Origin of the sequence: Dyella japonica A8 (genome assembly GCF_000725385.1) — a bacterium.
Taxonomy (GTDB): Bacteria; Pseudomonadota; Gammaproteobacteria; order Xanthomonadales; family Rhodanobacteraceae; genus Dyella; species Dyella japonica_C.
In genome coordinates this window covers 3,425,182-3,450,765 of sequence record NZ_CP008884.1, presented here as the reverse complement: position 1 = coordinate 3,450,765, position 25,584 = coordinate 3,425,182, and the positions used below count along the sequence as shown (strand labels likewise).

General features: G+C 67.6%; 10 protein-coding genes. 2 read left to right on the top strand and 8 right to left on the bottom strand.

The window, feature by feature from the left end; genetic code table 11:
• The first annotated feature begins 219 nt into the window (after positions 1–219).
• Positions 220–1,410, top strand: a complete 1,191-nt coding sequence (locus tag HY57_RS14410) for a glycosyltransferase (protein WP_019463645.1) — start codon at positions 220–222, stop codon at positions 1,408–1,410.
• Positions 1,407–3,512: an NAD-dependent epimerase/dehydratase family protein gene (locus tag HY57_RS14405; RefSeq protein ID WP_019463644.1), complete on the top strand. Its 2,106-nt coding sequence runs from the start codon at positions 1,407–1,409 to the stop codon at positions 3,510–3,512. The genes HY57_RS14410 and HY57_RS14405 overlap by 4 nt, the downstream gene beginning before the upstream one ends.
• Positions 3,513–4,257: 745 nt before the next feature.
• Here HY57_RS14405 and HY57_RS14400 read toward each other — a convergent pair.
• The 8 genes from HY57_RS14400 to HY57_RS14365 are packed head-to-tail and all read right to left on the bottom strand — an operon-like array spanning position 4,258 to position 25,232.
• Complete coding sequence (locus HY57_RS14400; protein ID WP_019465564.1) at positions 4,258–5,493, bottom strand: glycosyltransferase family 4 protein; 1,236 nt, start codon at positions 5,491–5,493, stop codon at positions 4,258–4,260.
• The gene (locus tag HY57_RS14395; protein ID WP_019465565.1) at positions 5,484–6,605 is read right to left on the bottom strand and encodes a glycosyltransferase; all 1,122 of its coding nucleotides are present in this window, start codon (positions 6,603–6,605) and stop codon (positions 5,484–5,486) included. Before HY57_RS14395 ends, HY57_RS14400 begins: the two co-directional genes overlap by 10 nt.
• The gene (locus tag HY57_RS14390) at positions 6,602–7,963 is read right to left on the bottom strand and encodes a phenylacetate--CoA ligase family protein (RefSeq protein WP_019465566.1); all 1,362 of its coding nucleotides are present in this window, start codon (positions 7,961–7,963) and stop codon (positions 6,602–6,604) included. The genes HY57_RS14395 and HY57_RS14390 overlap by 4 nt, the downstream gene beginning before the upstream one ends.
• A gap of 47 nt (positions 7,964–8,010) precedes the next feature.
• Positions 8,011–9,276 carry an O-antigen ligase family protein gene (locus HY57_RS14385; RefSeq protein WP_019465567.1) on the bottom strand — a complete coding sequence of 422 codons (1,266 nt, stop codon included), beginning with the start codon at positions 9,274–9,276 and terminating at the stop codon, positions 8,011–8,013.
• The gene (locus HY57_RS14380; protein WP_235186570.1) at positions 9,264–10,364 is read right to left on the bottom strand and encodes a polysaccharide deacetylase family protein; all 1,101 of its coding nucleotides are present in this window, start codon (positions 10,362–10,364) and stop codon (positions 9,264–9,266) included. The genes HY57_RS14385 and HY57_RS14380 overlap by 13 nt, the downstream gene beginning before the upstream one ends.
• A gap of 5 nt (positions 10,365–10,369) precedes the next feature.
• The gene (locus tag HY57_RS14375; protein ID WP_026033975.1) at positions 10,370–11,500 is read right to left on the bottom strand and encodes a glycosyltransferase family 2 protein; all 1,131 of its coding nucleotides are present in this window, start codon (positions 11,498–11,500) and stop codon (positions 10,370–10,372) included.
• A 26-nt stretch (positions 11,501–11,526) separates the two neighbouring features.
• A complete protein-coding gene (locus HY57_RS20950; protein ID WP_019465570.1) occupies positions 11,527–17,973 on the bottom strand; it encodes a non-ribosomal peptide synthetase in 6,447 nt (2,148 codons plus the stop codon).
• Positions 17,970–25,232 carry a polyketide synthase gene (locus tag HY57_RS14365; RefSeq protein ID WP_200873883.1) on the bottom strand — a complete coding sequence of 2,421 codons (7,263 nt, stop codon included), beginning with the start codon at positions 25,230–25,232 and terminating at the stop codon, positions 17,970–17,972. The genes HY57_RS20950 and HY57_RS14365 overlap by 4 nt, the downstream gene beginning before the upstream one ends.
• Between the last annotated feature and the right edge of the window lie 352 nt (positions 25,233–25,584).

Genomic DNA, 25,584 nt, shown 5'->3' with positions numbered 1-25,584 from the left:
CCAATGGGTGGAAACAGCGGGTTTTCGGGCCTTCCCTTGGCAATTCGACGGATGGGAGCACCGTGGGCGTTGGGCTAGGCTCATGACGTTGACGGCGGGCGTCCGAAGGGCGCCAGCACGCTGTCGTCTGTTTCACGGGCCGGCACCGGCCTCTCTCGATCAACCGCACAGGGGACGGACCATGCTGATCGCGCATCTGTCCCGCGCACCGGAGGGGGCATGCTAGAGCAGTACGGTGTCGTCTACTTCGGCAACGACTGGTTCGCCGAGAACCGCACGAGCAGCCATCACGTCGCGCAGCGCCTGGCGGAGCGCATGCCCGTGCTCTATGTCGATTCCCCGGGCATGCGCGCGCCGCAGGCCAGTGGACGCGACCTGCATCGTGCATGGCGCAAGCTGCGCGAGGCGTTTCGCGCACCGAAGCAGCTGGGTGCGCAGCTCTGGCATTGCACGGTGCCGCAGTTGCCGTTCCGCCGCGTGCCGGGTGTGCCCTTGTTCAATCGCCTGTTCAGCCAGTGGGCGCTGCGGCGTGCCATGCGCGTGCTTGGCTCGCGACAGCGCATTTCGTGGTTCGTGACCCCGCATCCGGGGTTCCTGGCACGGCGGCTGGGCGAAAGCTTCTGTGTCTACTACTGCATCGACGACTATGCGGCGCACCCGGGTGTGGATGCGCAGGTGATTGCCGCCAGCGACCTGGCGCTTACCAAGGCAGCGGACATCGTATTCGTCGCTCCGCCCGCGTTGCTGGCAAGCAAGCAGGCGCAGAACCCGCAGACGCGCTTTTCGCCGCATGGCGTGGACGCGACGCTGTTCGCCCTGGCATCCGACCCGGCGACCCGGGCGCCGGCACTGGTGGGCGGTTTCAGCGGCCCCGTGGTGGGCTATTTCGGCTCGATCCATGAATGGATCGACGTGGAGCTGATCGCCTGGCTGGCCAGCGCGCGGCCCGGGTGGACCTTCCTGCTCGTGGGCTATGCGGCGATCAAGGTGCCCGCGCTGGATGCGTTGCCGAACGTGGTGCTTGTTGGTGCGCAATCGTACGCCAGCCTGCCGGCGTGGGCAAAGGCATTTGACGTCGCCATCATTCCCTACCGGCGCAACCGGCAGGTGGAGAACGCCAATCCGCTGAAGCTCCGCGAGTACCTTGCCACGGGAAAACCCATTGTGGCCGTGAGCAACCCGGAGATCGCACGCTTCGCGTCGCTGGTGCGTATCGCGGATGGCCGCGAGGATTTTCTCGCCGGCCTCGACCAGGCGATCGCGGACGGTCCCGGCAAGGGAGCCGCCGAGCGCATGGCCGCCGTGGCCGACCAGACGTGGGATCACCGGGTGGACGACGTGTTGCGCGAAGTCGAGGCGTCGCTGGCTGCGGCGGATATGGGCCTTGCTGACCGACAGGTATCGGGATGAGCGTTTCCAGGGACAAGCGGCTGCGCGTCGGCATCGTCGGCGCGGGCTATGTGGCGCGTTACCACATCGAGGCGCTGAAGCGGCTCGACGACGTGGAGATTGTCGGCATCTGCGATCTCGACACACAGGCGGCGCGCCGGCTGGCGCAGACGTATGGCATCGGGCTCGCGACGTCGGACCTTGCCGAGCTCGGCGCCCGCCACCCGCAGGCCATCCACGTGCTGACACCGCCTTCCAGCCACTGCGCGCTGACCTTGCGCGCCCTCGACATGGGCTGCCACGTCTTTGTCGAGAAGCCGATGGCCGACTCGGTGGCAGAGTGCGACGCGATGATCGCTAGCGCCCGCGAAAAGGGCCTCGTGCTGTCGGTGGACCACTCCGATCTGTTCGATCCGATGATCGAGCGCGCGCAGGCGCTGGTGGATGCGGGTGCCTGCGGCGATCTTGTCGCCGTGGATGTGTGGCGCAGTTCCGACTACCCGCCCTATGGCGGCGGACCGCTGCCCGCCATGGTGACGCAGGGCTCCTATCCGTTCCGCGACCTGGGCGTGCATGGCCTGTACACGTTGGAGGCCTTTCTTGGCGAGATCGCCGAGGTGGATATCCGTTACCGCTCCACCGGCCGCTCGACCACGCTGAAGTTCGACGAGTGGCAGGCATCGGCCACCTGTGCGCGGGGCTCGGGGCGGGTGATGCTGTCATGGAATGTGCGCCCGATGCTGAACCGCATCGTGGTGCAGGGCACGCGTGGGGTGATCGAGATCGACCGCTTCCTGCAGGTCAGCCACGTGCGGCGCGTGCTGCCAGGCCCGAAGTTCATTGGCATCGTGATAGGGGCCTTTGGGGGTGCTGTACGCGATGTCTTTCGCATTCCGTGGAATGTGCTGCGGTTTGCCACGGGTCGATTGCGGCCGTCGCCCGGCATCCAGTCGGGTGCAGCGGCATTTGCGCGTGCATTGATCGACGGCAAGGCACCGCCAGTCAGTGCCGAGGACGGCCGTCACCCCATCGCACTGATGGAAGCGGCGTGTCGCCGTGCCGACGATGAGCGCCGGCAGGAACTGGAGGCGCGCTTCGCGGCGCTGGCGCCGGTGGACGTCCTGGTCACGGGCGCGTCCGGCTTTCTCGGTCGTACGCTGGTGAGTGCCCTGCGCCGACGCGGCCAGAGCGTTCGGGTGCTGGTGCGCCGGGAGGACACGCGTCTCGCCGCCATGGTGCAGCAGGTGGTGGTGGGCGACCTGGGCGATCCGCGCATCGTCGACCACGCCGTGCAAGGCGCGCGTGTGGTTTACCACGTGGGTGCGGCGATGGGTGGTGGCCCGCGCGAATTCGAGGCCGGCACGGCGTGGGGCACGCGTAACGTAGTGGATGCGTGCCTTCGCCATGGAACGGACAGGCTGGTCTACGTGAGCTCGATGAGCGTGCTCGATCACGCCGGACGGGATCCTGCCGTGACCATCGACGAATCGTCGCCGCTGGAGCCACATCCGGAGTGGCGGGGCAGTTACACGCAGACCAAGCTGGCGGCCGAAACCTATGTGCGCGATGCCATGCGCGAGCACGGGTTGCCGGCAGTGGTGATTCGGCCGGGGCAGATCATCGGCCCGGATTCGGAGCACACCACGCCGAACGGCACGCTGGGTATCGCGGGCCGCTGGATCGCCGTCGGCTCGCCGGCGCAGAGTTTGCCGCTGGTGTATGTGGACGACGTGGTCGATGCACTGCTGCTGGCGGCGCAGTCCGCCGATGCGGAGGGAGAGCTGGTGCACGTGGTGGACCCGGCGGTGGTGACGCAAGGTGAATACCTCGATCGTGTGCGACGCAAGCGGGGGAGTGAATTGCGCTTGATGCGGTGGCCAACGTGGTTGCTGCTGGTGCTGGCGTTTGGGGTGGAGGGGCTTGGCAAGGTGTTGCGGAGGAATGTGCCGTTGACGCGGTATCGCGTGCGTTCGTTGCGGCCGTTGGCGAATTTTGATCAGCGGGTGGCACGGGATGTGTTGGGGTGGGAACCGCGGGTGGGGGTGAGGCGGGGAATGGATGTGATGTTCGGGGATTCGCCGTTGTCGTCTGTCGGGGTGGTCACGTCGGTGTCTGACAAGTAGTTCTGGTGGAGTGTTGTACTGCCTTGCGCTTACCAGTCGTGCCGCACCGCTTCTTGCTCCTCCGCGGAAGAGTGCAGGGAACAGCCATGAATGGTTGTGGCCTTGAGGGGTGGGTGTGGTGTTGAGTCCTCCCGGGAACATTTCTATCCGCCATCCCGGCGCGCCGGGCAGGGACTAGCTTCGCGGCGCAGAACGCCCGCAGGCAGGTGCTGGCAACCTAGCCTCCATGCCACATAAGAGCCGTCACCCCAGCGAAGGCTGGGATCCAGTGACTTTGCTCTTTCTCGCGGCCTTTGGTTGCTGTGATCCGGCGATCTGGCCGCTTACGACGCAAAGCTAGTTCCGTGGGAAGGCCGGGTCGCTTTTCTGTTGCGGGAGAGGGCGCAGCATTGGGTGCTCGCGGGACCGCCCCTATCCGTCATCCCGGCGCAGGCCGGGATCCAGTAGCGGTCACGTTTGGTCTTCGCCTCAGGCGATACGGCGATCTGGCCGCTTACGCAGCGGGCGTTTCGACCTTCTGCCGAAGGCCGAGTCACTTTTCTTTTGCTGGCCCAAAAGAAAAGTAACCCAAAGAAAATGGCCTTCAGAGCCAGAGCTGGCAGCATTCCGTGGGGATAAGCCCGAACGTGTGAGGCAGGTCGTTACTTGGCAACCTCCGCCTCTACACAGCGGGTAGTTCCAAGCGCTTCGCAACGCGCCATGGCGGTGAGGACTTAAAGCGCCAGAGCGCCAAATCTCCAAGGCATCAAGGCATGTTCTTCGCCGCAATACGGTCGAGCGACTTTTTCGCCTTGCCTGTCGCGGAGGCATTGCTCTTTACCTGACTTTTTCGGCTCAAAGCCGCTGCCTCCAGAATGCCATCCAGTCGCTGGATGTTTTCGTCCCAGCGAAAGCGGCTGGCATGGCTGGCGATGTGGTCGCTGTCCCAGGCTTTGCCGAGGGCGTCGACGAGGGCGCCTTCGAGGCCGATGCGGTCGTGGGCGTTGACGAGCAGGCCGGCATGTTGGGGCAGGACTTCGGGGATGCCGCCGACGCGGGTGGCGACGACGGGGGTGCCGCAGGCCATGGCTTCGAGGACGACGTTGGGCACGCCTTCGTTGTGGCTGGGCAGGCACAGCAGGTCGGCGGCGCGGAACCAGTCGCCGAGTGCGTCGTGTTCAACGGCGCCGACGAGGCGCACGCGGTTCTGGCAGCCCAGCGCGTTGGCACGTTGCAGCAGCGGGTCGCGGGCGGGGCCGGAGCCGATGAGGATCAGGTTGGCGTCCGGGTGGGTCAGCAGGACGTGCGGAAAGGCTTCGAGCAGGTCGAGGCAGCCTTTGGTGTCCTTCAGGTTGCCGACATAGAGCACGATGCGTTCGTCCTGCGGCAGCCCCAGCCGGGTACGTGCTTCGCTCAGTGAGCCGGGGTGGAACAGGCTGGGTTCGACGCCGTTGTAGAGCACATGCACGCGGGCTGGGTCGACGCCCAGCGAAACGGCCTTCTCGGCCAGCGCCTGGCTTACCGCCACCACCGCCTGCGCGCCCTGCAGCGCGCGCCGGATCTGTGGCCGAACCAGCGGTTGCTCGGCTTTCACGTTGAGGTCGGAGCCGTGCACCTTGACCACGTACGGGATGCCGAGGTGGCGCGCCAGCCAGCCGCCCGCCGCCGCATCCGGATAGCCCCAGCTCACCAGCAGGCAGTCGTACTGCGCCCGCCGGAACCGTTTCAGCTTCTGGCCCAGCAGGGAGAGTAGCCAGCAGGCGGCGTGCAGCGGGCGGCCTATCAGGGGCGGGTAGAAGAACACGAAGTGGTCGGTGTTGACGTTGTCCGCGCGGAAGGCTTTGCGCTTGCGGCTGAAGCGCTCGCGAAAATCCACGGCGGTGATCACGTCCACCTCGTGCTGCTCGCCCAGTCGCTCGAACTGCTGGCGATTGAACGGGCTGCGCAGCGGATCCCACGGCGAGGGGAACAGGTTGGTCAGGATGAGTACCTTCAGGCGCACGTTTCACACTCCCTGTCCTGATAGAGGCGTTCGTACCGATCGGCCATCGCCTCCAGCGAGCCGTGCTTTTCCACCCAGGTGCGCGCGGCACTCCCGTAGCTCGAAGCGATGGCGGGCTTCTCCAGCAGCAACAGCATGGCCTCGGCCAGGGCATCGGGTTCGCCTGGAGGCACCAGCTGCCCGGTGCGGCCACTGTGGATGATTTCGCCGTTGCCCCCCACGTCGGTGGCCACGATGGGCAGCGCGGCCGCGCAGGCTTCCAGCAGTGCCATGGAATAGCCCTCGCTGGTCGAGGACAGCACGAACAGATCCAGCCCCTGCAGCAGGTCACGCACGTCGTTGCGGTCGCCGAGGAAATGCACGGCCTGGCCGACGCCTTCGCGCACCGCGCACCGCTCGAGCTCGGCGCGCAGCTCGCCGTCGCCGATCAGCAACAACGCCGTCGCAGGGTGCCGTGCGTGGATCTGCCTAAAGGCGCGGATCAGCCCGGCCTGGTCCTTGGTCCAGTTGAGCCGGCCTACGTTGCCGATGAGGAAGGTGTCACCCGGAAGGCCAAGCATCTGCCGTACACGCTGACGTGCCGTATCCGATGTCGGCCTGAAACGCTCGATGGCGATGCCGTTGGGAACCACGCGCGTCATCGGTGGCGGAAACATGCCGCGCGATATGCCATTGCGGCGCGCGGCCTCGCATACCGTCACCACAATGTCCGTGCGCGACAGCGCGCGACGATAGAGCCACTCCTTGCGGCCCGTTCGCTGGCCCGCGCCCATGCCATGGCGTGTGTTGAGTGTGCGCAGCACGCCGAGCCCGAAGGAAGCCAGCACGGCCTGGTAGTGCGCCACGGCGTTGTGCGTGTGCAGGATGTCAGTGTCGTGGCGGTCGATGGCCCAGCGCACCCGGGCCAGGGCGCGCAGGTCGATGCCGCGCCCCTTGTGGCACGCCACCACGGGAATGCCGGCGACATCCAGCTCATGCGCCAGGGCCCCCGTCTCGTACAGGCAGACCACCTGGCAACGGTGGCCTTGCTGCTGCTGGCGCTGGACCAGGTCGAGCACCATGCGCTCCAGGCCGCCGCGGTTGAGGTTCTCGACCACGTGCGTGATGTTCACGAGACCAGCTCCGAGCGGGTGACGCGATGCTTGCCGCTGCGGGTCAGCGGGATGTCGTCGACGAAGCGATAGTCCAGCGCCACGCTGTCTCCCAGGACCTTGGCCGTCTCGCGCTGGATATAGGCGATGGATGCATCGTCGAAGCGGTCGTTGCGCACGATGGACAGCTCCAGCCGGCCCAGCTCCCGCTGCACGAGCTGGAAGCGCGCAAGGCCCGGCACGTCCTTCAGCATGTGCGGGAAGAACTCGCCCGGCAGGATGCGCCCATCCGGCGTGCGGATGGCATCGAGCACACGGCCATCGACCCGTTCCAGCAAAGGCAGGCCGCGGCCGCAGGCGCAGCTGCGCGCCTCCGACGCCGTGGCCAGGTCGCCGTTGAGGTAGCGGATGAACGGCATGCCATCGTTGGAAAGGTCGGTGACGGTGACCTCGCCGGGGCCGTGCGCGGTGGGGTTGCCTGTTTCGTCGAGCAGTTCGACCACCAGATGGTCCGCATTGACGTGCAGCCCCTGGTGATGCGTGCATTCGGAAGCAATCAGCATGAACTCGCGGCAACCGTAGGTGTTGTAGACCGGCGCGCCGAAAGCGCCGCCGATCACCTCGCGCTGGTGCGGATGCAGCGCTTCGGCCGCCGTGATCACGGCCTCGGGGCGGTGCACCTTGCGGCCGGTTTCCGTCATCCATGTCGCCAGCTGCGCCAGCGGATGCACGTAGCCGACGATGATGGCGGGTCGGTAGCGGTCGATGGCGTCGGCATACCTGGCCAGGTTCGACTCGGTCATGTCGAAACTGTTGAGCATGCGGCGCGCGAACAGCGCGTTGTAAAGGCCATCCTTGAGCTGGTGCATGCGGCCCGGCGTGCCCACCGTGCCGGCCCACAGGTACAGCGTGCGGCGGCCAGGCCGCGAGCCCGTCCAGCCGTAGCCGCGCCACATCACCGCCATGCGTCGCTCGTAGCTCTCGTGGGTATAGCCGAGTTCCAGCGGCTCGCCGGTGGAGCCGCCGGTGCGCTTGAACAGCAGGCGGCTGCGCCAGGATTCGGCCTGCAGGTCCTGGAAGTTCTCGCGGATGTCCGCCTTGGTCAGCACCGGCAGCCGCGCATAGTCGTCCATGTTGCGGATGTCTTCCGGCAGGATGCCCAGCTCGCGCCAGCGGCGACGGTAGTAGGGCACCTCGCGGTAGCAGTGGTCGATCAGCGCCTTCAGCTGCTGGAACTGCATCTGCGCGATGGCCTGCGGCGAGTACCATTGGTCGCGCTCGTAGCGGGCCAGCCACGACAACGTGCTGCGGCGACGCAGTCCGCTTTCGTAGGCGGGGTAAAGAACACCGCGGAAAACCTGTTCGTACCAGCCACTCATGCCAACGCTCCATCAAGCCTGGGTGGAAAGAGGGAGAGGACGTCGCGTCATCCGGCGGTCCTCAGGAGGATGTTCACCAGCACGAACAGGCCGGCGATGCTGCCAATGGCGGCAGGAATCCAGCGCATGCCGCTTTCATGCATGCTGAAGGCGGGCAGGCCGCCGATGCGTTCACGCGCGCCCACGAAGAAGCCGGTGGCAATGGCGAGCACCACGTACAACACGATCATGTAGCTGCGGCTCAGGAAGAACGCGCAGGCGAACATGCCGCACAGCGACAACAGCAGGGTCAGTGCCATCGGCCGCTCGATGTCCCACGCGGCGAAACGCGCCGGCTCGGTGGCAGCATCGGGTTTCAGGCGCAGCACCGCCGCCACCATCCAGAACGTGTAGCCGATCAGCGCCAGCCACAGCACGTAGCCGACGAACCCCGTTTCCGCCAGCACCAGCACGAAGGAGTTGTGCGCGGTCAGCGGGTTGTACTCGGTGAAATTGCCCGGGCCCACGCCAAAGAGCGGGTGGGATTTGAACATCTGCAGTCCTTCGTACCAGGCGTCCACGCGTCCGCTGGCGGACTCCTCGCCGGCATCCAGCTCCTGCATGCGCGAGGACAGCATCTTCATCACCGCCAGGCCCGCCGCGCCCAGCACGCCAGCCACCAGCATGCCGCGGCGATACCAGACATAGGCGCCGATCACGATCAGCACGCCAAGCATGGCGCCGCGCGAATTGGTGAGCCGCACGCCGTAGAGCAGGGTGAGGATGCAGCCAAGCCAGAACAGCTTGCCGACAAAGCCCGCCCGCTTGAGCAGCAGGCAGGCCATGGGGAATACCGAGACGAACAGCATGCCCAGGTCGTTCGGGTCGTTGAAGATGCCCACGTACTGGATGCGGCCGTCCTCGCCGAGCGGGATGCCCGTCCAGCCGATGCCGCTGCGGGCCTGGCCGATGCCGTGCATCGCAAGCACCGTAGCGCACATCACCATCACCGCCATCAGGACCAGAATGCGTCGCTGCGTAGTGCAGGCCGTAGCGATCATGAAGAAGGTCAGCACCACCGGGCCGAACTTGCCCAGTTGATCCTTCACGCCGCCCAGCCAGCCATTGGCGACCTCCGACACCATCAGCACGCCGAAGAAAGCCAGCAGGATGAAGAACTGCGGCGCGTGCAACCGGCGCGCGCCTGAGGCCACCCACGCGGCGAACGCCAGCACCAGCACCACCGGCAGCACCGGCAGGCCGATCAGCGAGGTGATGTACTCCTGCGGCCGGACGATGGTGAGGACGACGTAAACGAGGATCAGTGGGAACATGGCTTCGCCTCGTCCACGGACGCGAGGTGGGCCGGCGTCTGGTAGCCGATGATGCCCGGCATGGCCAGCAGGGCCGCGAACCACGCCTTGCCGTAATAGCGCTCCACCGCGATGCGATAGAGCGCGTAGCGGTTGTCGGCGGGGTGTGGGTTGGTGCCGCTGATATAGCTGCAGGCCAGGTCGAAGCCGGCCCGGCGCGTCACGTCGATCACCTGCCCGTCGAACGCGCGGTTGCTGCCGACGGGATAGGACATCAGCAAGGGCATCGGCCCCAGCTCGCGCAGCAGCGCGTCGCGGGAGTCGAACACTTCGCGCTCCAGCTCTTCGCGCGGCAGCTTGGACAGCATCCAGTGATTCACCCCGTGCGAGCCGATCTCCAGTCCCGCCGCGCGCATCTCGCGCAGCTGGTGCCAGTTCATCGGACGGCAGTCCGCCGGATAGGCGTGCCCGGACGGCATGTTCCACTGGTCCTCGAGGCGCTGGATCATCGCCGCCTGCGCCAGCGCGCTGATCTCCTTCATGCGATCGAGCACGCGGCCGGCGAGGGTGCGGCGTTCCTCGCGGCTGGCCGGCATCGGCAGATCCATGCCCAGTTCGGGAAGCTCCAGCCGCGTGGCGCCGGTAAGCAGGATCATGTGCACCAGCCAGTCGTAGGCGTAGGGGCGTCCGCTGTCGATATGGCCGGTGGAGATGAAGAAGGTAGCGGGTACGCCCAGTTCCTTCAGGATGGGATAGACGATGCGGTAGTTGTCGTCGTAACCGTCGTCGAAGGTGATCACCACCGCGTCTGGCGGCAGGTTTTCACCGGCATTGATGGCCGCGGCGACATCGCTCAGACGCATCGGCCGGTAGCGCTCCCTGATCAGCAGCATCTGCTCGCGGAATTCCTCCGGCGTGGTGCTGATCAGCTCCATGTCGAACGGATAGTGCTCGGGGTCGGGCACCGGCATCACGCGGTGATAGGCGAGGATGCGCAGGTCCTTCTGCCACCAGGCACGCATCTTCTGCAGCGGACTGAGCAGGCCGGCGTTGTAGCACAGCTCTCCCAGGCGCTCGCGGATGCCGGTGTTCTTCGCGTCATGCGACATCGGGCTCACCATAGATTTTCACCCCGGCCACGGGCATAGGCGATCGATGCCTGCGCCGCATAAAGGTTGAGATAGAAGAAAGCCACCATCAGCCGCACCGGCAGCCAGCGCCCCGCATTGGGGCGCGCGCGTTCGATGGCCACCAGCCCGATGCACGCCAGCAGCCCCGCGAGCACAGCGCCATAGGCCAGCTGGTGGCGCGCGAGATAGGCACAGGAGAGCAACAGTGAAAGCAGCAGCCAGGGCGCGATCAGGCGCAGCATCTTGTGGCTCATGAACTGGAACCACAGCGGGTTGCGCGCTGGCGAAAGCAACCAGGGAGCCACGTCCATCAGCTGGAAGCAGCCGACCATGGCGCGCAGGCGGCGCGGCTGCTCATCGAGCGGCGCCTGCGCCGTTTCCCCCCATGCGATGGCGCGCGGTTCGAACACGACGCGCCGGCCGGTGGCGGCCACGTCCATCGGCACCAGTACGTCGTCGAGCAGGGTATCGGGCGGCAGCGGCCTGAACAGTTCGCTGCGCACGGCATAGAGCGCGGCGCATACGCCGATGGAGGAGCCGCAGCGACTCTCCTGGTGGCGGATGAACTTCTCGTAATGCCAATAGGCACTCACGCCGTGGCCGAACGTGCTGTTGACGTTCTCCAGCTCAAGGCTGCCACTCACCGCGCCCACGCGCGGATCGCCGAGATTGCCCACCAGCTCGCGCAGTGCGAGCGGCGAAAGCTTGTGCTGCACGTCCGTCATCAGCAGGATCTCGCCGCGTGCGGTGGCCACGGCGTCGTTGAGGCACAGGGCCTTGCCGCGCGATACCGGAAACTCCATCACGCGCACGCGCGCATCGTGCGAATGGCGGACCAGGGCGGCGGTGCGGTCCTTGCAGCCGTCGCAGGCCACGATGATCTCGATGTAATCGGCCGGGTAATCCAGTGCCCGCAGGTTCTTCAGCTTGCTGCGGATATGGCGCACACCGTCGCGCACCACGATAACAATGGTCACGGTGGGCAGGATGGGTTGCTTGCGCACCGGGCGATGCATCACCTTGCCGCACAGCCAGGCAATCAGCGGATAGCCGACGAAGATGTAGAACAGCAACCAGAAACTGGCCCTGCACACCAGCGAAGCCATCGTTGTCATGTCGCGCCCCCTGTCGCCATGCCCTGTCAATGCCTGCCGAACAACTGCCGCAATCGTCCGCCCAGCGAGGCGGCCCTGGGTGGTCCCGTCAGGTCGCCATCCGGCAGTGCGGCGGCGAGTGACGACAGCGGACTGGTCGCCACGTCGAGCAAATTGAGCTTCACGCCGGTTTCCCTGCGCACCTGCGTGACCATATCGATGGCCAGCAGCGAATGGCCGCCGATGTCGAAGAAGTTGTCGCTGGCGCGCACGTCGTCCGCGCCCACCAGCCGGCACCACACCTCGCCCAGGTAGCGCTCGCGCGCGTCATCGCTGACGCTGACGCCGGGCTCGGCGTTCCCGTCCGGAAGGGCGGTGTTGAGCAGCGGTGCGGGTAGTGCCTTGCGGTCGGTCTTGCCGTTGGGCGTGCGCGGCAGGGCGGGCAGCCGCACCATGTGCTGCGGCTGCATATAGGCCGGCAGCCGTGCCGCCAGTTGCGCCCGCAGCTTCGGCCAGAGCACTTCCTCGTCTTCCGTGCACACCGCGTACAGCACGAGGCGTTCGTCACCGGGTGCCACTTCGCGCACCACCACGACGCAATCGGTCACGGCGGGTTCCATGCGCGCCACGGCTTCGATCTCGCCGGGTTCGATGCGATAGCCGCGCAGCTTCACCTGGAAGTCGAGGCGCCCGAGATGTTCCAGCGTGCCGTTGGCCAGCCAGCGCGCACGGTCGCCGGTGCGATAGAAGCGCATGCCCGGCGCGAACGGGTCGGGCGGGAACCGTTCTGCCGTGAGCTCCTCGCGATGCAGGTAACCCAGGGCCACGCCCTCGCCACCGATGCACAGCTCGCCGGGCACGCCGATGGGGCAATGCTGGCCGTGTGCGTCGAGGATGTGGATGGTGGTGTTGGCAATCGGCGTGCCGATGGAGATGCCGCGTTCCGGATCCTCCACGCGCCAGCAGGTCGACCACACCGTGGTCTCGGTGGGGCCGTACATGTTCCAGCACTCGCCGCCGCGCGCGAGCAGTTGTGTGGCGAGATCGGCGGACAGCGGTTCGCCGCCGCACAGGGCACGGAAATCCTGCGGTGGCTGCCACGGGGTCTGCAGCAGCAGGCGCCAGGTCACGGGCGTGGCCTGCATCATCGTGGCGGCATGGGTGCCGAGCAGCTCGCAGAGCGCATCGCCATCCATCGACTCCTCGCGCGTGGCGAGCAGCACTTCGCCGCCCACGCTGAGCGGGCCGAAGAGTTCGAGCACCGCGATATCGAACGACAGGGTGGTGACCGCCAGCAGGCGCTCGTCCGCGCGCAAGCCGGGGCGCTGCGCCATGCCGACCAGGAAGTTCACCACGGCGCGATGCGGTATGGCGACACCCTTGGGGCGGCCGGTGGAGCCGGAGGTGTAGATCACATAGGCGGGGAAGTCGGCGCCCAGCGCGGGGTCGGCGGGCAGGCGTGTGTCGGGCAGGGCGTCGAGTTCGGCGGCGGTCTCGTCGAGCAGCAGTCGCTCGCAGGTGCCGCTGTCGATCCGGCCGGCCATGGACGACTCGGTGACCAGCACGGCGAGTTCGGCATCCTGCGCCATGTAGGAAAGGCGATCCGCCGGAAACTCAGGGTCCAGCGGCACGTAGCCGGCGCCGGTCTTCAGGGCGGCCAGCACCGTGGCCACCATGTCGATGCCGCGTGCCAGCGATACGCCGACCAGTGCGCCGCGCCGGGCGCCGCGCTGGCGCAGGGCGTGGGCAATGCGGTTGGCGCGTGCATCGAGTTCGCGATAGCTCAGCGTGACGTCACGACAGCGTATGGCGTTGCGCGACGGTGCGCGATCGCACTGCTGTTCGAACAGCGCATGCAGGCGCACATCGGGCACCTCCAGCTGGGTCCGGTTCCATTCGGCGAGCAGGGTGGCCTGCTGCGCCGGCAGCAGGTCGAGGCGCGACACGCAGCGTCCCGGGTCGGCCAGTGCGGATGCGAGCAGCGTTTCGTAGCAGTCGCGGAAACGCGCGGCGGTGGCCGGATCGAAGATGTCGGTGTTGTAGGTGATGCCGCCCAGCAGGCCCTGTTCCTGCTCGAGGAACCACAGGCCGATGTCGTCGGCGGCGCCGCGCTGGAACACCGGCAGGTGTTCATGCGACAGCTCGCCCCACGACACGATGCGGCGGCGGGCGTCCTGGAAGGAAAACATCGCCTGCGAGATCGGCGGTCGGCTTTCGTCGCGCGCCAGCCCCAGCGCGAACACCAGCTGCTCGAACGGCACGTCGGGATGCGCGAAGGCATCGAGCACGACACGGCGCACCTGCTGCAGCACGTCGCGGAACGGTGCGTCGGGGTCCACGGCGACACGCAGCGGCAGGGCGTTTACGAACAGCCCCATGATGCCCTCGGTTTCCACGCGGTCGCGACCACGCACCGGCGTTCCCACGATCAGGTCGCGCTGACCGCTGAGGCGATGCAGCAGCACGTAATACGTCGCCAGCAACACCATGAAGGATGTCGCCTCCTCGCGCTGGGCGACTGCATGCACGGCGGCCACCCGTTCGGCCGGAATGCGTACCCACTCGGTGGCGCCCGCGCCGGTCATGCGTGCCGGGCGCGGACGGTCCGCGGGAAGTTCCAGCGGTTCGAGTGCGCCATCGAGCGTTTTCAGCCAGTGCGCCAATTGCTGCTGCACGGTGTCGCTGCGCATCCAGTCGCGGTGCCACGCGGCGAAATCGGCGTAGTAGACGGCCAGCGGCGGCAGGCCTTCCGTATTGCCCGCGCAACGCGCCACGTAGGCACGCGACAGGTCGTCGTACAGCAGGTCGAACGACCAGCCATCCCACACGATGTGGTGAGCCATGAAGAAGAACACGTGGTCGTTCTCGTCGAGCCGGAACAGGCGGGCGCGATAGAGCGGTGGCTGGGTGAGGTCGAAGGGCTCCGCGATGGAGACTTCCAGTGTCTGCATCAGCGCCGCCATGCGTGCGTCGGCGGGCATGGCAGACAGGTCCTCCAGCCAGAGTTCGGGCATCGGGCCGGCGTGGATGCGCTGCACGCCACCGTTCTCACCCGCCTCGATCGAGGTGCGCAAGATGGGCTGGCGTTGCACCACGTCGTTCAGTGCCTGCTGGAAGGCTTCAACGTTCATGGGGCCGCGCAGGCGGTGGGCGGAAGGCGTGTTGTAGACCACGCGGCCGGGATGGAGCTGCTCCACGTACCACAGGCGTTGCTGCATGGATGACAGCGGCGCGAGCTGCCGGTCCGCGAGGCGCGGAATATCCGCCGAGGGCGTAGCGGTTTCAGGCGTGCGGTAGCCGTCGACGGCCTGGGCCAGGCCTTCGATGCTCGGCGCATCGAACAGCGTGCGGAAGGAAAGCGCGATGCCGAACTCCCGGTTGATCCGCGCGGTGAGCTGCGCGGCGAGCAGCGAGTGGCCGCCCAGCGCGAAGAAGTTGTCGCGCACGTCCAGTTCCGGCAACGCGAGCACGGACTCCATGGCGGCGGCCACGCGCCGTTCGGTGTCGCTCTGCGGCGCGCGGCGGTCGCGGCGCGCCTCGGTCGCGGGCTGCGTGGGTGTGGGCAGCGACTTGCGGTCGATCTTGCCGTTGGGCAGCAGCGGGATGGCTGCCATCGCCACGAAGTGCTGCGGCAGCATATAGTCGGGCAGACGCTGGCGCAGGCGCGGACACAGGTCGACGGTTTCCAGCTCCACGCCTTCGGCGGGCACCACGTAAGCCACCAGACGCACGTCGCCGGGGCGATCCTCGCGCGCCATCACCACGGCACGTGCGACTTCCGGCAGATCGGCCAGCGCGGTTTCGATTTCGCCCAGCTCGATGCGGTAGCCACGGATCTTCACCTGGAAATCCAGGCGGCCCAGGTGCTCCAGCTCGCCCTTGGCCAGCCAGCGGCCCCGGTCGCCGGTGCGGTACATGCGTGCCGGCGCATCGCCATGGAACGGATCGGGCAGGAAGCGCTCGGCGTTGAGTTCGGGACGATGGAGATAACCCAGTGTGACGCCCTCGCCACCGATATAGATTTCGCCCGGCATGCCCAGCGGCACGGGCGCGCCGTGTTCGTCGAGCACGTGGACGGTGGTGTTGGCGATGGGGCGGCCAATGGTGATGCCTGCGCGTGGATCGTGCGCACGCCACAGCGTGGACCAGACGGTGGTTTCGGTGGGGCCGTACGCATTCCACAGTTCGTCGCAGCGGGCGAGTAGCGCTTCGGCCAGATCCAGTGGCAGCGGTTCGCCACCGGCGATGGCCTTGAAGCCGGCACGGCCTTCCCAGCCCGATTCCAGCAACACCCGCCAGCCGGCCGGCGTGGCCTGCATCACGGTGGCCTCGCTGCGCTCCACCAGCTGGCGCAGCGCGGTGCCGTCGCGCACGTCGTCATGGCTGGCGAGCACAACGGCCGCGCCCACGCTCAGCGGCAGCATCAGCTCAAGGAAGGCAATGTCGAACGACAGGGTGGTGACGGCGACCAGGCGGTCATTCTCGCGGATGCCGGGCTCGCGCTGCATGCTGCTGATGAAGTTGGACGTGGCGCGGTGCGGCACGCAGACGCCCTTGGGCTTGCCGGTGGAGCCGGAGGTGTAGATCACGTAGGCGGGCGACTCCGGCGTGGCTGCGCGTTCGTCGCGCGGGAGGCGTTCCGCGCTCGCGGCATCGATAAGCGACGCATCGCGCTTCAGCGACAGCACCTTGTTGGCCGGAAACGCAAAGACGGCCGCGGCTTCGTCGTCCACTACCAAGGCGGCGAGTTCGGCATCCTCCGCCATGAAGGCGAGACGCTCGGCCGGAAAGGCCGGGTCGAGCGGCACGTAGCCGGCGCCGGACTTCAGCACGGCGAGCAGGGCCGCCAGCATGTCCGCGCCGCGGTTGAGCGAGAGCCCCACCAACTGGCCGCGCGCCACGCCGCGTTCGCGCAGTACGCGGGCGATGCGGTTGGCGCGTGCCTCCAGCTCGGCATAGGTCAGCGGTGCGGCGCCTGCGATGGCAATGCGCGACGGCGCGCGATCCACCTGCGTTTCGAAGTACTCATGGGCCAGCTGATCGGTGGCATAGGCGCTGCGCTCGGGCTGCAAGGCCATCGATGCGGCGTGCATGGACGGCGAGACGAGCGAAAGCCCATCGCCGGCTGTCGCGGGCGAGCCGGCGGCGTGGCGCAGCAACGTCACGTAGGCGTCCAGCCAAGCCTGGATGGTGGCCGGTTCGAACAGGTCGCTGTTGTACTGGCATTCAAGCCGGATGCCCGCCGGCAGCTGCACGGCGTTGACGAACAGTTCGAAGTTCTCGAAGACGCGCGGGTTGCCGGCAAATTCAAAGGAAAGCCCGGGGAAGGTGATCGTGCGTTCGTCCAGCGCCTGGTCAAGGTTGAACAGCACGCTGGTCAGCGGCAGGCGGCCCGGGTCGCGCGGCAGGGCGAGGCGTGCAAGCAGGCTGCCCAGCGTGTACTGCTGGTGGTCGAAGGCATCGAGCAGGTCGCCGCGTACCCGCTTGAGGCTGTCCTCGAACGGTGCCGCCGTATCGATCGCCACCCGCAGCGGCAGCACGTTCACGCAGTGCCCCACGAGATCCTGATGACCGCCGGCTGCCTGTCCGGCGGAGGGAATGCCGATGACCACGTCGTCCTGTCCGCTGAGGCGCTGCAGCAACAGGCCAAAGCCGGCCAGCAGGGTGGCGTAGAGGCTGGCGCCCCGTTGCGCGCCCATGCGCTTTATGTCGGCCACCAGCGCAGCGTCGAGCAGGCAGTCTTCACGCCGCGAGTGGAACGTGCGCTGGTGCGGACGTGGATGGTCGGTAGGCAGATCCAGCGAGGGCGTGGCGTTGGCGAAGCGGGCCAGCCAGTACGCCTCGTCGTCCCTGCCGGTGGTGCTCTGCGCGTGCGCGGCTTCGGCAAGCGCGTAGTCGGCGAACAGGTCGGCCGGCGGAAGATCCTCGCCCTGGCCGGTCTGTTGGGCATAGAGCGCGGCGAGGTCGCGCACGATCACACCGAACGACCAGCCATCGCACACGATGTGGTGCGCAGTGAACACCAGCAGGTGTTCCTGCGGCGACAGGCGCAACAGTTCGGCGCGCACCAGCGGGCCGTGGTCCAGGTCGAACGGCTCGCTGACGACGCGGACAAGCGTCGCATCGATGTCGGTCTGCTGCTCATCCGGCCCCAGCCATGAAAGCTCGCGCAGCGGGCAGGCCAGCTCCTGTTCGGCGGCAATGCACAGCTCGCTGCCATCGTTGGCAAAGGTGGCGCGCAGGGCTTCGTGCCGCTCCATCAGCTGCCGCAGCGCCATCTGCAGGGCGGGTACGTCAAGCGCGCCATGCAGGCGCAGCGATACCGATTCGTTGTACGCCAGCGAGGCGTCGGGCTCGAGGGTGGAAGCGAGCCACACCTCGCGCTGCGGCGCCGTGGCAGGGACCACGCGCGCCAGCGTCGCGCCCGCGAACGGATCGTAGTCGACGGCAATGCTGCCGGCGTCGGGCACGCGGGCGGGATCGTTCGGGATCATGCGTTCACCCTCATGTACTTGCCGGGTACATCGGGGTTCGGCACGAACCACGCCGGGTTACCGTTCTGGTCCTTGCCCAGTCGCGCGCCGACCACGGGCGGCCGGCTGGCGTCGATGGCCAGCGACTCCACGTTCTTGTGGCGCGGCAGAAATTCGGCCTCCTGCATTTCCAGCACGGATTCCTTGTAGGCCTTGGCGATGGCCTGGAAATCCTGTTCGGTGTGCGCAGTGGTGAAGAAACAGGGGAAGTTGTCCAGCAGGTGCACGCCGCGGCTGCGGATCATGGCGAACAGCAGGTCCTGCAGCGGATGGTCCTCGGTGAAGCTGGTCTTCCACACCGAGGCAAAGTGCACGAGCTGGATGGGTGCGCCGACGCTGGCGCAGAACGCGTTGAGTTCGTCCATCAGCAGGCTGGTGCGCGCGTTCAGGCGTTCCTGCAGCGCGGCACCGTTCTGCTTGAGGTGGTTCAGCACCGCGTGCGCGGCGGCGAGCGCCAGCGGGTGGCGCACGAAGGTGCCGGCGAAATAAGTGACGCCCACGGTGGGGATGGACGTGTCGCCGTACTGCCAGCTGCCGCCATCCAGTGCATCCATGTAGCGACGCTTGCCGGCGATGACGCCGATGGGGAAGCCGCCGCCCACCACCTTGCCGTAAGAGGCGAGGTCGGCATCGATGCCCAGCACCTGCTGTGCACCGCGGGGGTGCGAACGGAAGCCGGTGACCACTTCGTCGAAGATCAGCAGCGCACCGGCGTCGGCGGTGATGGCACGCAGCTCCTTGAGGAAGTCGCGCGGCTGGAAGTCGGGGCGCCGGCTCTGCACCGGCTCGACCAGCACGGCGGCGATGCTCGATGCGCGCTCGCGGATGATCTGCAGCGATTCGGGGGTGCCGTAGTCCAGCACCAGTACGTTTTCCGAGGTGTTGCGCAGGATGCCCGGCGCGGCCGGGACGGAGCGCAGCTTCTTGGTGCCGCGCACGATCACTTCGTCGAAGATGCCGTGGTACGAACCGGTGAAGATCACCAGCGTGTCGCGGCCAGTGACCGTGCGGGCGATGCGGATGGTGCCCATCACCGCTTCGGAGCCGGTGTTGCACAGTGCGGCGCGGTCGAAGCCGGTGAGTTCGCAGACCTGCTCGGCCACTTCGCCGGCCAGCGGGTGTTGCGGGCCGATCTCGTAGCCGGCGTCCAGCTGGCGGCGCACGGCATCGAGCACGAAATCCGGCTGCCAGCCGAACAGGTTCATGCCGAAGCCGTTGAGCGCGTCGACGTACTCGTTGCCGTCCAGGTCCCATACCTTGGAACCCTTGGAGCGGTTCACCACGATCTGGTAGATCATTTCCTTGAGCAGCGGACGGAAGCCGTTCACCACGCGCGGGTCGGCGAGATGATCGCGATGGCGCTGCGTGTATTCCTTGGATGCCCGCGTGCGGTCGATGTAGCGGCGCATGAAGGCGTCCAGCCGCGCGTGCTGGCGATCGGTCAGCTCTGTCTGCGTGGAGTGGATGCGCGCGATGGCGCCGAACGCCTTCTTGACGTCATACGTGGTGTGGGCGAGCGCGGTTTCTTCGTCCGGTGCCGGAGCCTGCGCCGCAGCGGCGGCGACCGGCGGCACGGGTGCCGGCTGCGCCGGTGCGGTGGCCTGGGCCTGCACCGGTGCAGTGACGACCGGTGCGGGGGCCATGGCGGCACCTGCAAGCAGGGCAAGCTGCTGCTGCATGATCAGCATCTGTTGCTGGATAAGGTCCTGCACGACGTTGCCCGTGGCGGCAACCTGCATGACCGGCGCGACGATGGCGGCGGGAGCCACCGGCGCGCCGGCTGCAGCGGGAAGGACCGGCGCGGCCGGCGCGGGTGCGTCCGGCGGAAGCATCTGGTCGATGTGCATGGCGAGGCGCTCGAATGAGGAAAACGACTCCATCAATTCGCGGAAGGTGATCTTCAGTGCAAAGGTCTTCTGCAGCTGCAGGGCGACCTGGGTGAGCGACAGCGAATCCAGCCCCAGCTCGACGAAGCCGGCCGCGGGGTCGACGCCCGCCAGCTCCGTGCCCGAGACGTCTTCGAACAGTTCGGTGAGCTGGGCCAGCAGGCGGGTGAGGCGGGGCGAGCCGGCGTTGGCGCTGGCGGCGGTGACATCCATGATGGGCTCCACAACGGGGGCAGGCGAAGGGGCGAACAGCGGGACGACGTTGTCCTGGTTGACGGCGGGCGCGGCGGTTGCCGGGGTGGCGTGGGCCGGTGCGGCGGCTTCCACCCAGTGGCGCTTGCGCTCGAACGGATAGGTGGGCAGGCGCACGCGCCGGCGATTGGCGCGGCGATCCAGCGAACACACGGCGACCGGCAGGCCGGCACTCCACAGCTCGCCCATGGCGCCGATCCAGCTGGCGCGCTCCAGCGATTCACCATCGGCGAGGCTGGAGACTACGTGGTGCTTGCGACCCGGCGCGTGCTGGCGGGCGAGTGTGCTCAGCGCGTTGCGCGGGCCGATTTCGAGGAAGACACGCGGCTGTTCGCCCAGTTGGGTGAGCAGGGCCGGCGAGAAGCGCACGGCTCCGCGCAGGTGGCGGGTCCAGTAATCGGCTGACGTGGCGTCGGCATCGCCGAGCGGTTCGCCGGTCAGCGTCGAAATGATCGGGATGTGCGGCGCGGACAGCGGCGTGCGCAGCACTTCCGCGTGGAACGGTTCGAGCACCGGTTCCATCATCGCCGAGTGGAAGGCATGGGACGTCTGCAGCAGGCGACACGCCACGCCCTCGGCCTCCAGTTGCTGGCGGAAGGCTTCCACGCGCGCGGTTTCGCCACTGACCACGCTCGCGTTGGGGCTGTTTTCCGCGGCCAGGCTCAGGGCGTCGGGAAGGCGCGCGCGCAAGGCATCGACACCCAGTCGCACCGACAACATGGCACCCGCCGGCATCGACTGCATCAGCCGGCCGCGACGGGCGACCAGCCGTGCGCCGTCGGCAAGAGGCATCACACCCGCGATCACCGCCGCGACAAACTCGCCCACGCTGTGGCCGATCATCGCCGCTGGCGTGACGTCCATGGACAGCCACAGCTTCGCCAGTGCGTACTCGATGGCGAACGTGGCCGGCTGGGTTAGCGAGGTTTCGCGCAGTGCGTCGGCATCGCCGTCGAACATGCGCTCGCGCAGGTCGAAACCCAGTTCAGCGCGCAGCGCTTCGGCGCAATCGTCCAGGGCGGCGCGGAAGGCCGGCTCGCTTGCATACAGCGCCTTGCCCATGCCCGCGTACTGCGAGCCCTGGCCCGGAAACAGGAACACCACGTCCGGCGCCGGCTTGCCCGTTTCGCGGATGTTGCCCGACGAAAGATCGCGCAGGCGTGACACTGCCTCATCCGTGGTGGCGGCCACCACGGTGGCGCGTTGCGCGAAGGCTTTCCGTCCATGCAGCAGGGTGCTGCCGACGTCGGCGAGATTGGCGTCCGCATGGGCTGCCAGGTGATCGGCCAGACGCGCGGCATACGCGGCGACGGCCGTTGGCGTGCGGCCGGAGAGGAACAGCAGCTGCGGGCCTTGCGCGGCATCCGACGGCGGCATGGCCGGCGCTTCTTCCATGATCACGTGCGCGTTGGTGCCGCCCACGCCGAACGAACTCACGCCGGCGCGCAGGGGATGCGCGTTGGCAGGCCAGGACCGTAGCGTGTCGTTGACGACGAACGGCGAGTGGACGAAGTCGATCTTCGGATTGGTGGCCTGCAGGTGCAGCGAAGGTGGCAGCAGGCGCTCGTGCAGCGACAGGGCGGTCTTGATGACGCCGGTGGCGCCAGCCGCAATGACGGTATGGCCGACGTTGCTCTTCACCGAGCCGATGGCGCAGTAGCCGCAGTCGTCCGTGTGCTGGCGGAAGGCGGTGGTCAGGCCTTCGATCTCGATGGGGTCGCCCAGTGGCGTGGCCGTGCCATGCGTTTCCACGTAGGAAATGCTGCGCGCATCGACGCCGGCATCGGCCAGCGCCATGGCGATGACCGCAGCCTGGCCCTCGCTGCTGGGCGCGGTGAAGCTGGCCTTGCCGCCACCATCGTTGTTGACGGCGATGCCGCGGATGAGCGCGAGCACGTCGTCGCCATCGCGCTGCGCGTCGGACCAGCGCTTGAGCAGCACGACGGCGGCGCCGTCGCTGAACACCGTGCCCTGCGCCTGCGCGTCGAAGGTGCGGGTATGGCCGTCCGGCGACAGCATGGAGCCTTCCTGTGCGATGTAACCGCTGCGTGGCGGGCAGGTGATCGACGCGCCGCCGGCGATGGCCATGTCGCATTGCCCGGCACGCAGTGCCGCCACCGCCTGGCAGATGGCGACCAGCGAGGTGGAGCACGCGCTGCTCACGTTGACGGCGGGTCCGGTCAGGTTGAGCTTGTGCGAGACGCGCGTGGAGAGGAAATCCTTCTCGTTGGCCAGCGATACCAGGAACGCGCCAAGCTTCTCGATCAGGTCGGGACGATGGGTCAGGTGATGCTGGAAGTAGGTGGCGTGATACATGCCGCCGAACACGCCGACAGGCACCTCATGGCGGTCCGGCGTGTAGCCGCCGCGCTCCAGGCACTCCCAGCACAGCTCGAGGAAGATGCGCTGCTGCGGGTCCATCAGCTCCGCTTCGCGCGGCGACATGCCGAAGAAGGCGGCGTCGAAATCCTCCACACCCTCGATGATGCCGCGCGCCGCGACGTAGGCGGGGTCGTCGCGCACTGGCGCGGGAATCGACGGGTCCAGGTCCTGCGCGCTGAAACGAGTGATGCTCTCGCGGCCTTCGCAGAGGTTGGACCAGAATGTCTCCACATCGGCGGCGCCGGGGAAACGGCCCGCGACGGCGAGGATGGCGATGGGCTCCCGCGCATCGCCCTGATGGCCGCGCGACAGGCGCGAGGCGAGCGCGGAGCGCTGCTGGCGCCCTTCGATCAGCGCGGCAAGCGCGGCGGGTGTCGGCTCGGCGAAGAAGGCGGGAATGGTGGGCGCGGCGGAGATATCGGCATGCACGCGTTCCATCAGGCGGACCGCGAGCAGCGAGTTGCCACCCAGGTCGAAGAAGTGGTCGATGCGGCCGACCTGGTCCACCTCGAGCACGTCGGCGAACAGTGCGCACAGCTGCTGCTCCAGTTCGCCCACCGCAGGCACGTAGCGATCCGCCAGTTCCGGACGGCCGCGTCCGGGAGCGGGCAGGGCGCGGCGGTCCAGCTTGCCGTTGGTGGTCACCGGCAGGCTGTCCATGTGCACATAGGCGACCGGCACCATGTATTCGGGCAGCGACTGCGCCAGCTGGGCGCGCAGCCCGCGCGCGGTTACGGCGGAATCCTCCGCCACAAAATAGGCCACTAGCCGCTTCTGGCCGGGATGGTCTTCGCGTGCAAGCACCGCGCTGGCGCGCACGCCCGGAAGGTTCTGCAGTGCCGCCTCGATCTCGCCGATTTCGATGCGGTAGCCGCGGATCTTCACCTGCCCGTCGATGCGGCCGATGAAGTCGATAACGCCATCCGGCAGCCAGCGCACCAGATCGCCGGTGCGATAGAGCGTGTTGCCGTTGCCGGCGAACGGATCGGGGACGAAGCGTGCGGCGGTAAGTTCCTCGCGTGCCATGTAGCCGCGCGCGACGCCGGCGCCACCGATGTACAGCTCACCGATCACGCCCGGCGGCACCAGCTCGCCGCGCACGTTCACCACGTATAGCGTGGTGTCGGCAATGGGGCGGCCGATGGGAATGGATCGGGCTGTCGCCTCCAGTGCCTCCGGAATGCGGTAGGTGGTGGCGAACGTGGTGCATTCGGTGGGACCGTAGCCGTTGATCAGCGTGGTGCCGGGCAGCAGCGATTGCGCCTTGCGCACATGGGCGACCGACAGCGCTTCGCCACCGGTCAGCAGTTGGTCGAGGCCGCGCAGGTTCGCGGCGTCCTCGTCGATGATGGCGTTGAACAGCGCGGCGGTGAGCCAGGCGATGCGTGCATCGTGCTGGCGGATGGTGGTTGCCAGGCCAGCGCCGCTGGGCACACGTTCGGCGTGGACGATGCAGGTGCCGCCGTTGAGCAGCGGCCCCCAGATTTCCAGCGTGGCGGCATCGAAACCCAGTGGCGCGGCATGCAGCACGCGCGGACTGTCGCCGAACGTCACGTAGTGCACGTCGCGCACCAGCCGGATGATCGAGCGGTGCCGTATCTCCACGCCCTTGGGCGTGCCAGTGGAGCCGGAGGTGTACATCACATACGCCAGGGCGTCGCCATCGACCGCAGGCAGCGCGGCGGTAGCGGCCATCGCCATCAGCGCGTCGATGCTCCGCATGGGGGCAGTGACACCCTGAAGGGATTCCATGTCGACGGGTGCGATGACCAGGGCGGCCTGTGCATCCTTGAGCACGAAGGCAAGGCGCTCGGCTGGATTCGTGCGGTCCAGCGGCAAGTACGCGGCGCCGGCCTTGAGGATGCCGAGGATGGCGACGAGGGCTTCCTGTGAGCGGTCCAGCAACAGGCCTACCGTCGAGCCGGTGGTGACGCCCGCCTGCAGCAGGCCGGCGGCGATGCGGTCGCTGCGCTGGTCCAGTTCGGCATAGGTGAGCGCACCCTGCGGGCCATCGAGTGCCACCGCATCGCGACGGCTCGCGGCGACCGCGCCGAAGAGGCCGTGCACGGTGTCCGCTGCATGGCGCGGCACGGCCGTGTCATTCCAGGTGGAGAGCAACTGCAGGAGCGTTTCGTCATCGAGCACCGTGACGGCTTCGATCGCATCGTGGTGCGCGAGTGACTGGAGCAGGCGCGCGAGCGCCCTGGCCAGGGTCAGCACCATGGGCGCATCGAATACGCCGGGGTCGTAGTCGAGCTGGAGATGGCCGGCATCGTCGGAGAGCGACCAGCGCAACGGCAAGCCTGCATTCGCGGGGGCGTCATCGATCCATGCGCCGATGGCGCTGGGCGTGCCGCTGTCGGCAATCGCGGGCGTGAGATGCGCGAGCAGCCACGCATCAACGTTGCCTTCGGCGGGAATCTTGTGGAAGACGGTGCCTGCTGCCGTGGCGAGCACGATCTCGGACTGCCCCGTCAGCCGTGCATCCAGCAGGGCCAGCGCGGCGCGGCGCAGCAGTGATGGCGCGAGCTCTAGTCGTGCCGCGCGTGCGTCGATGCCGCGCGCAACGGCCGGGTCGATGGCCATGGCCAGCCGCAGCGACGATCCCGTGGCCGTGGCAGGCGCCTGCCGGACGAGTACGTCGAGCAGGGACAGGTCCATGCCAGCGGACGATGTTTGCGGGATGTGGGGATGATTCATGGGCGTTCACCTGCGCGCGCGGCGTGGCGCGGTCGATCAACTGGCAAGGGGGCGGGGTGCCGCGTTGTTGCAGGGGCGCCTGACGGACGAACGGCGCAGCGACCGCAGCGATGCGGGTGGCCTGCTTACCTGGATCTGCGGGCAACGTTGCAGCGCGAGGCGCATCGCCCGGTGCTGGTGCATGGCCCGGATGCACCACTGGGCAAGGGAATCCCTCTGCACTTCGATCAGTCGGCCGGCATCGGCGTTCATGGTTTCCTCCCCCTGAACAAGCGTGGTTCGCGTCGCGGCGACGTGTCTTCCTTCCGGTGGCCGACTATCGCTTTCTGTGCAGCGCGGGCCGTTGCCGACC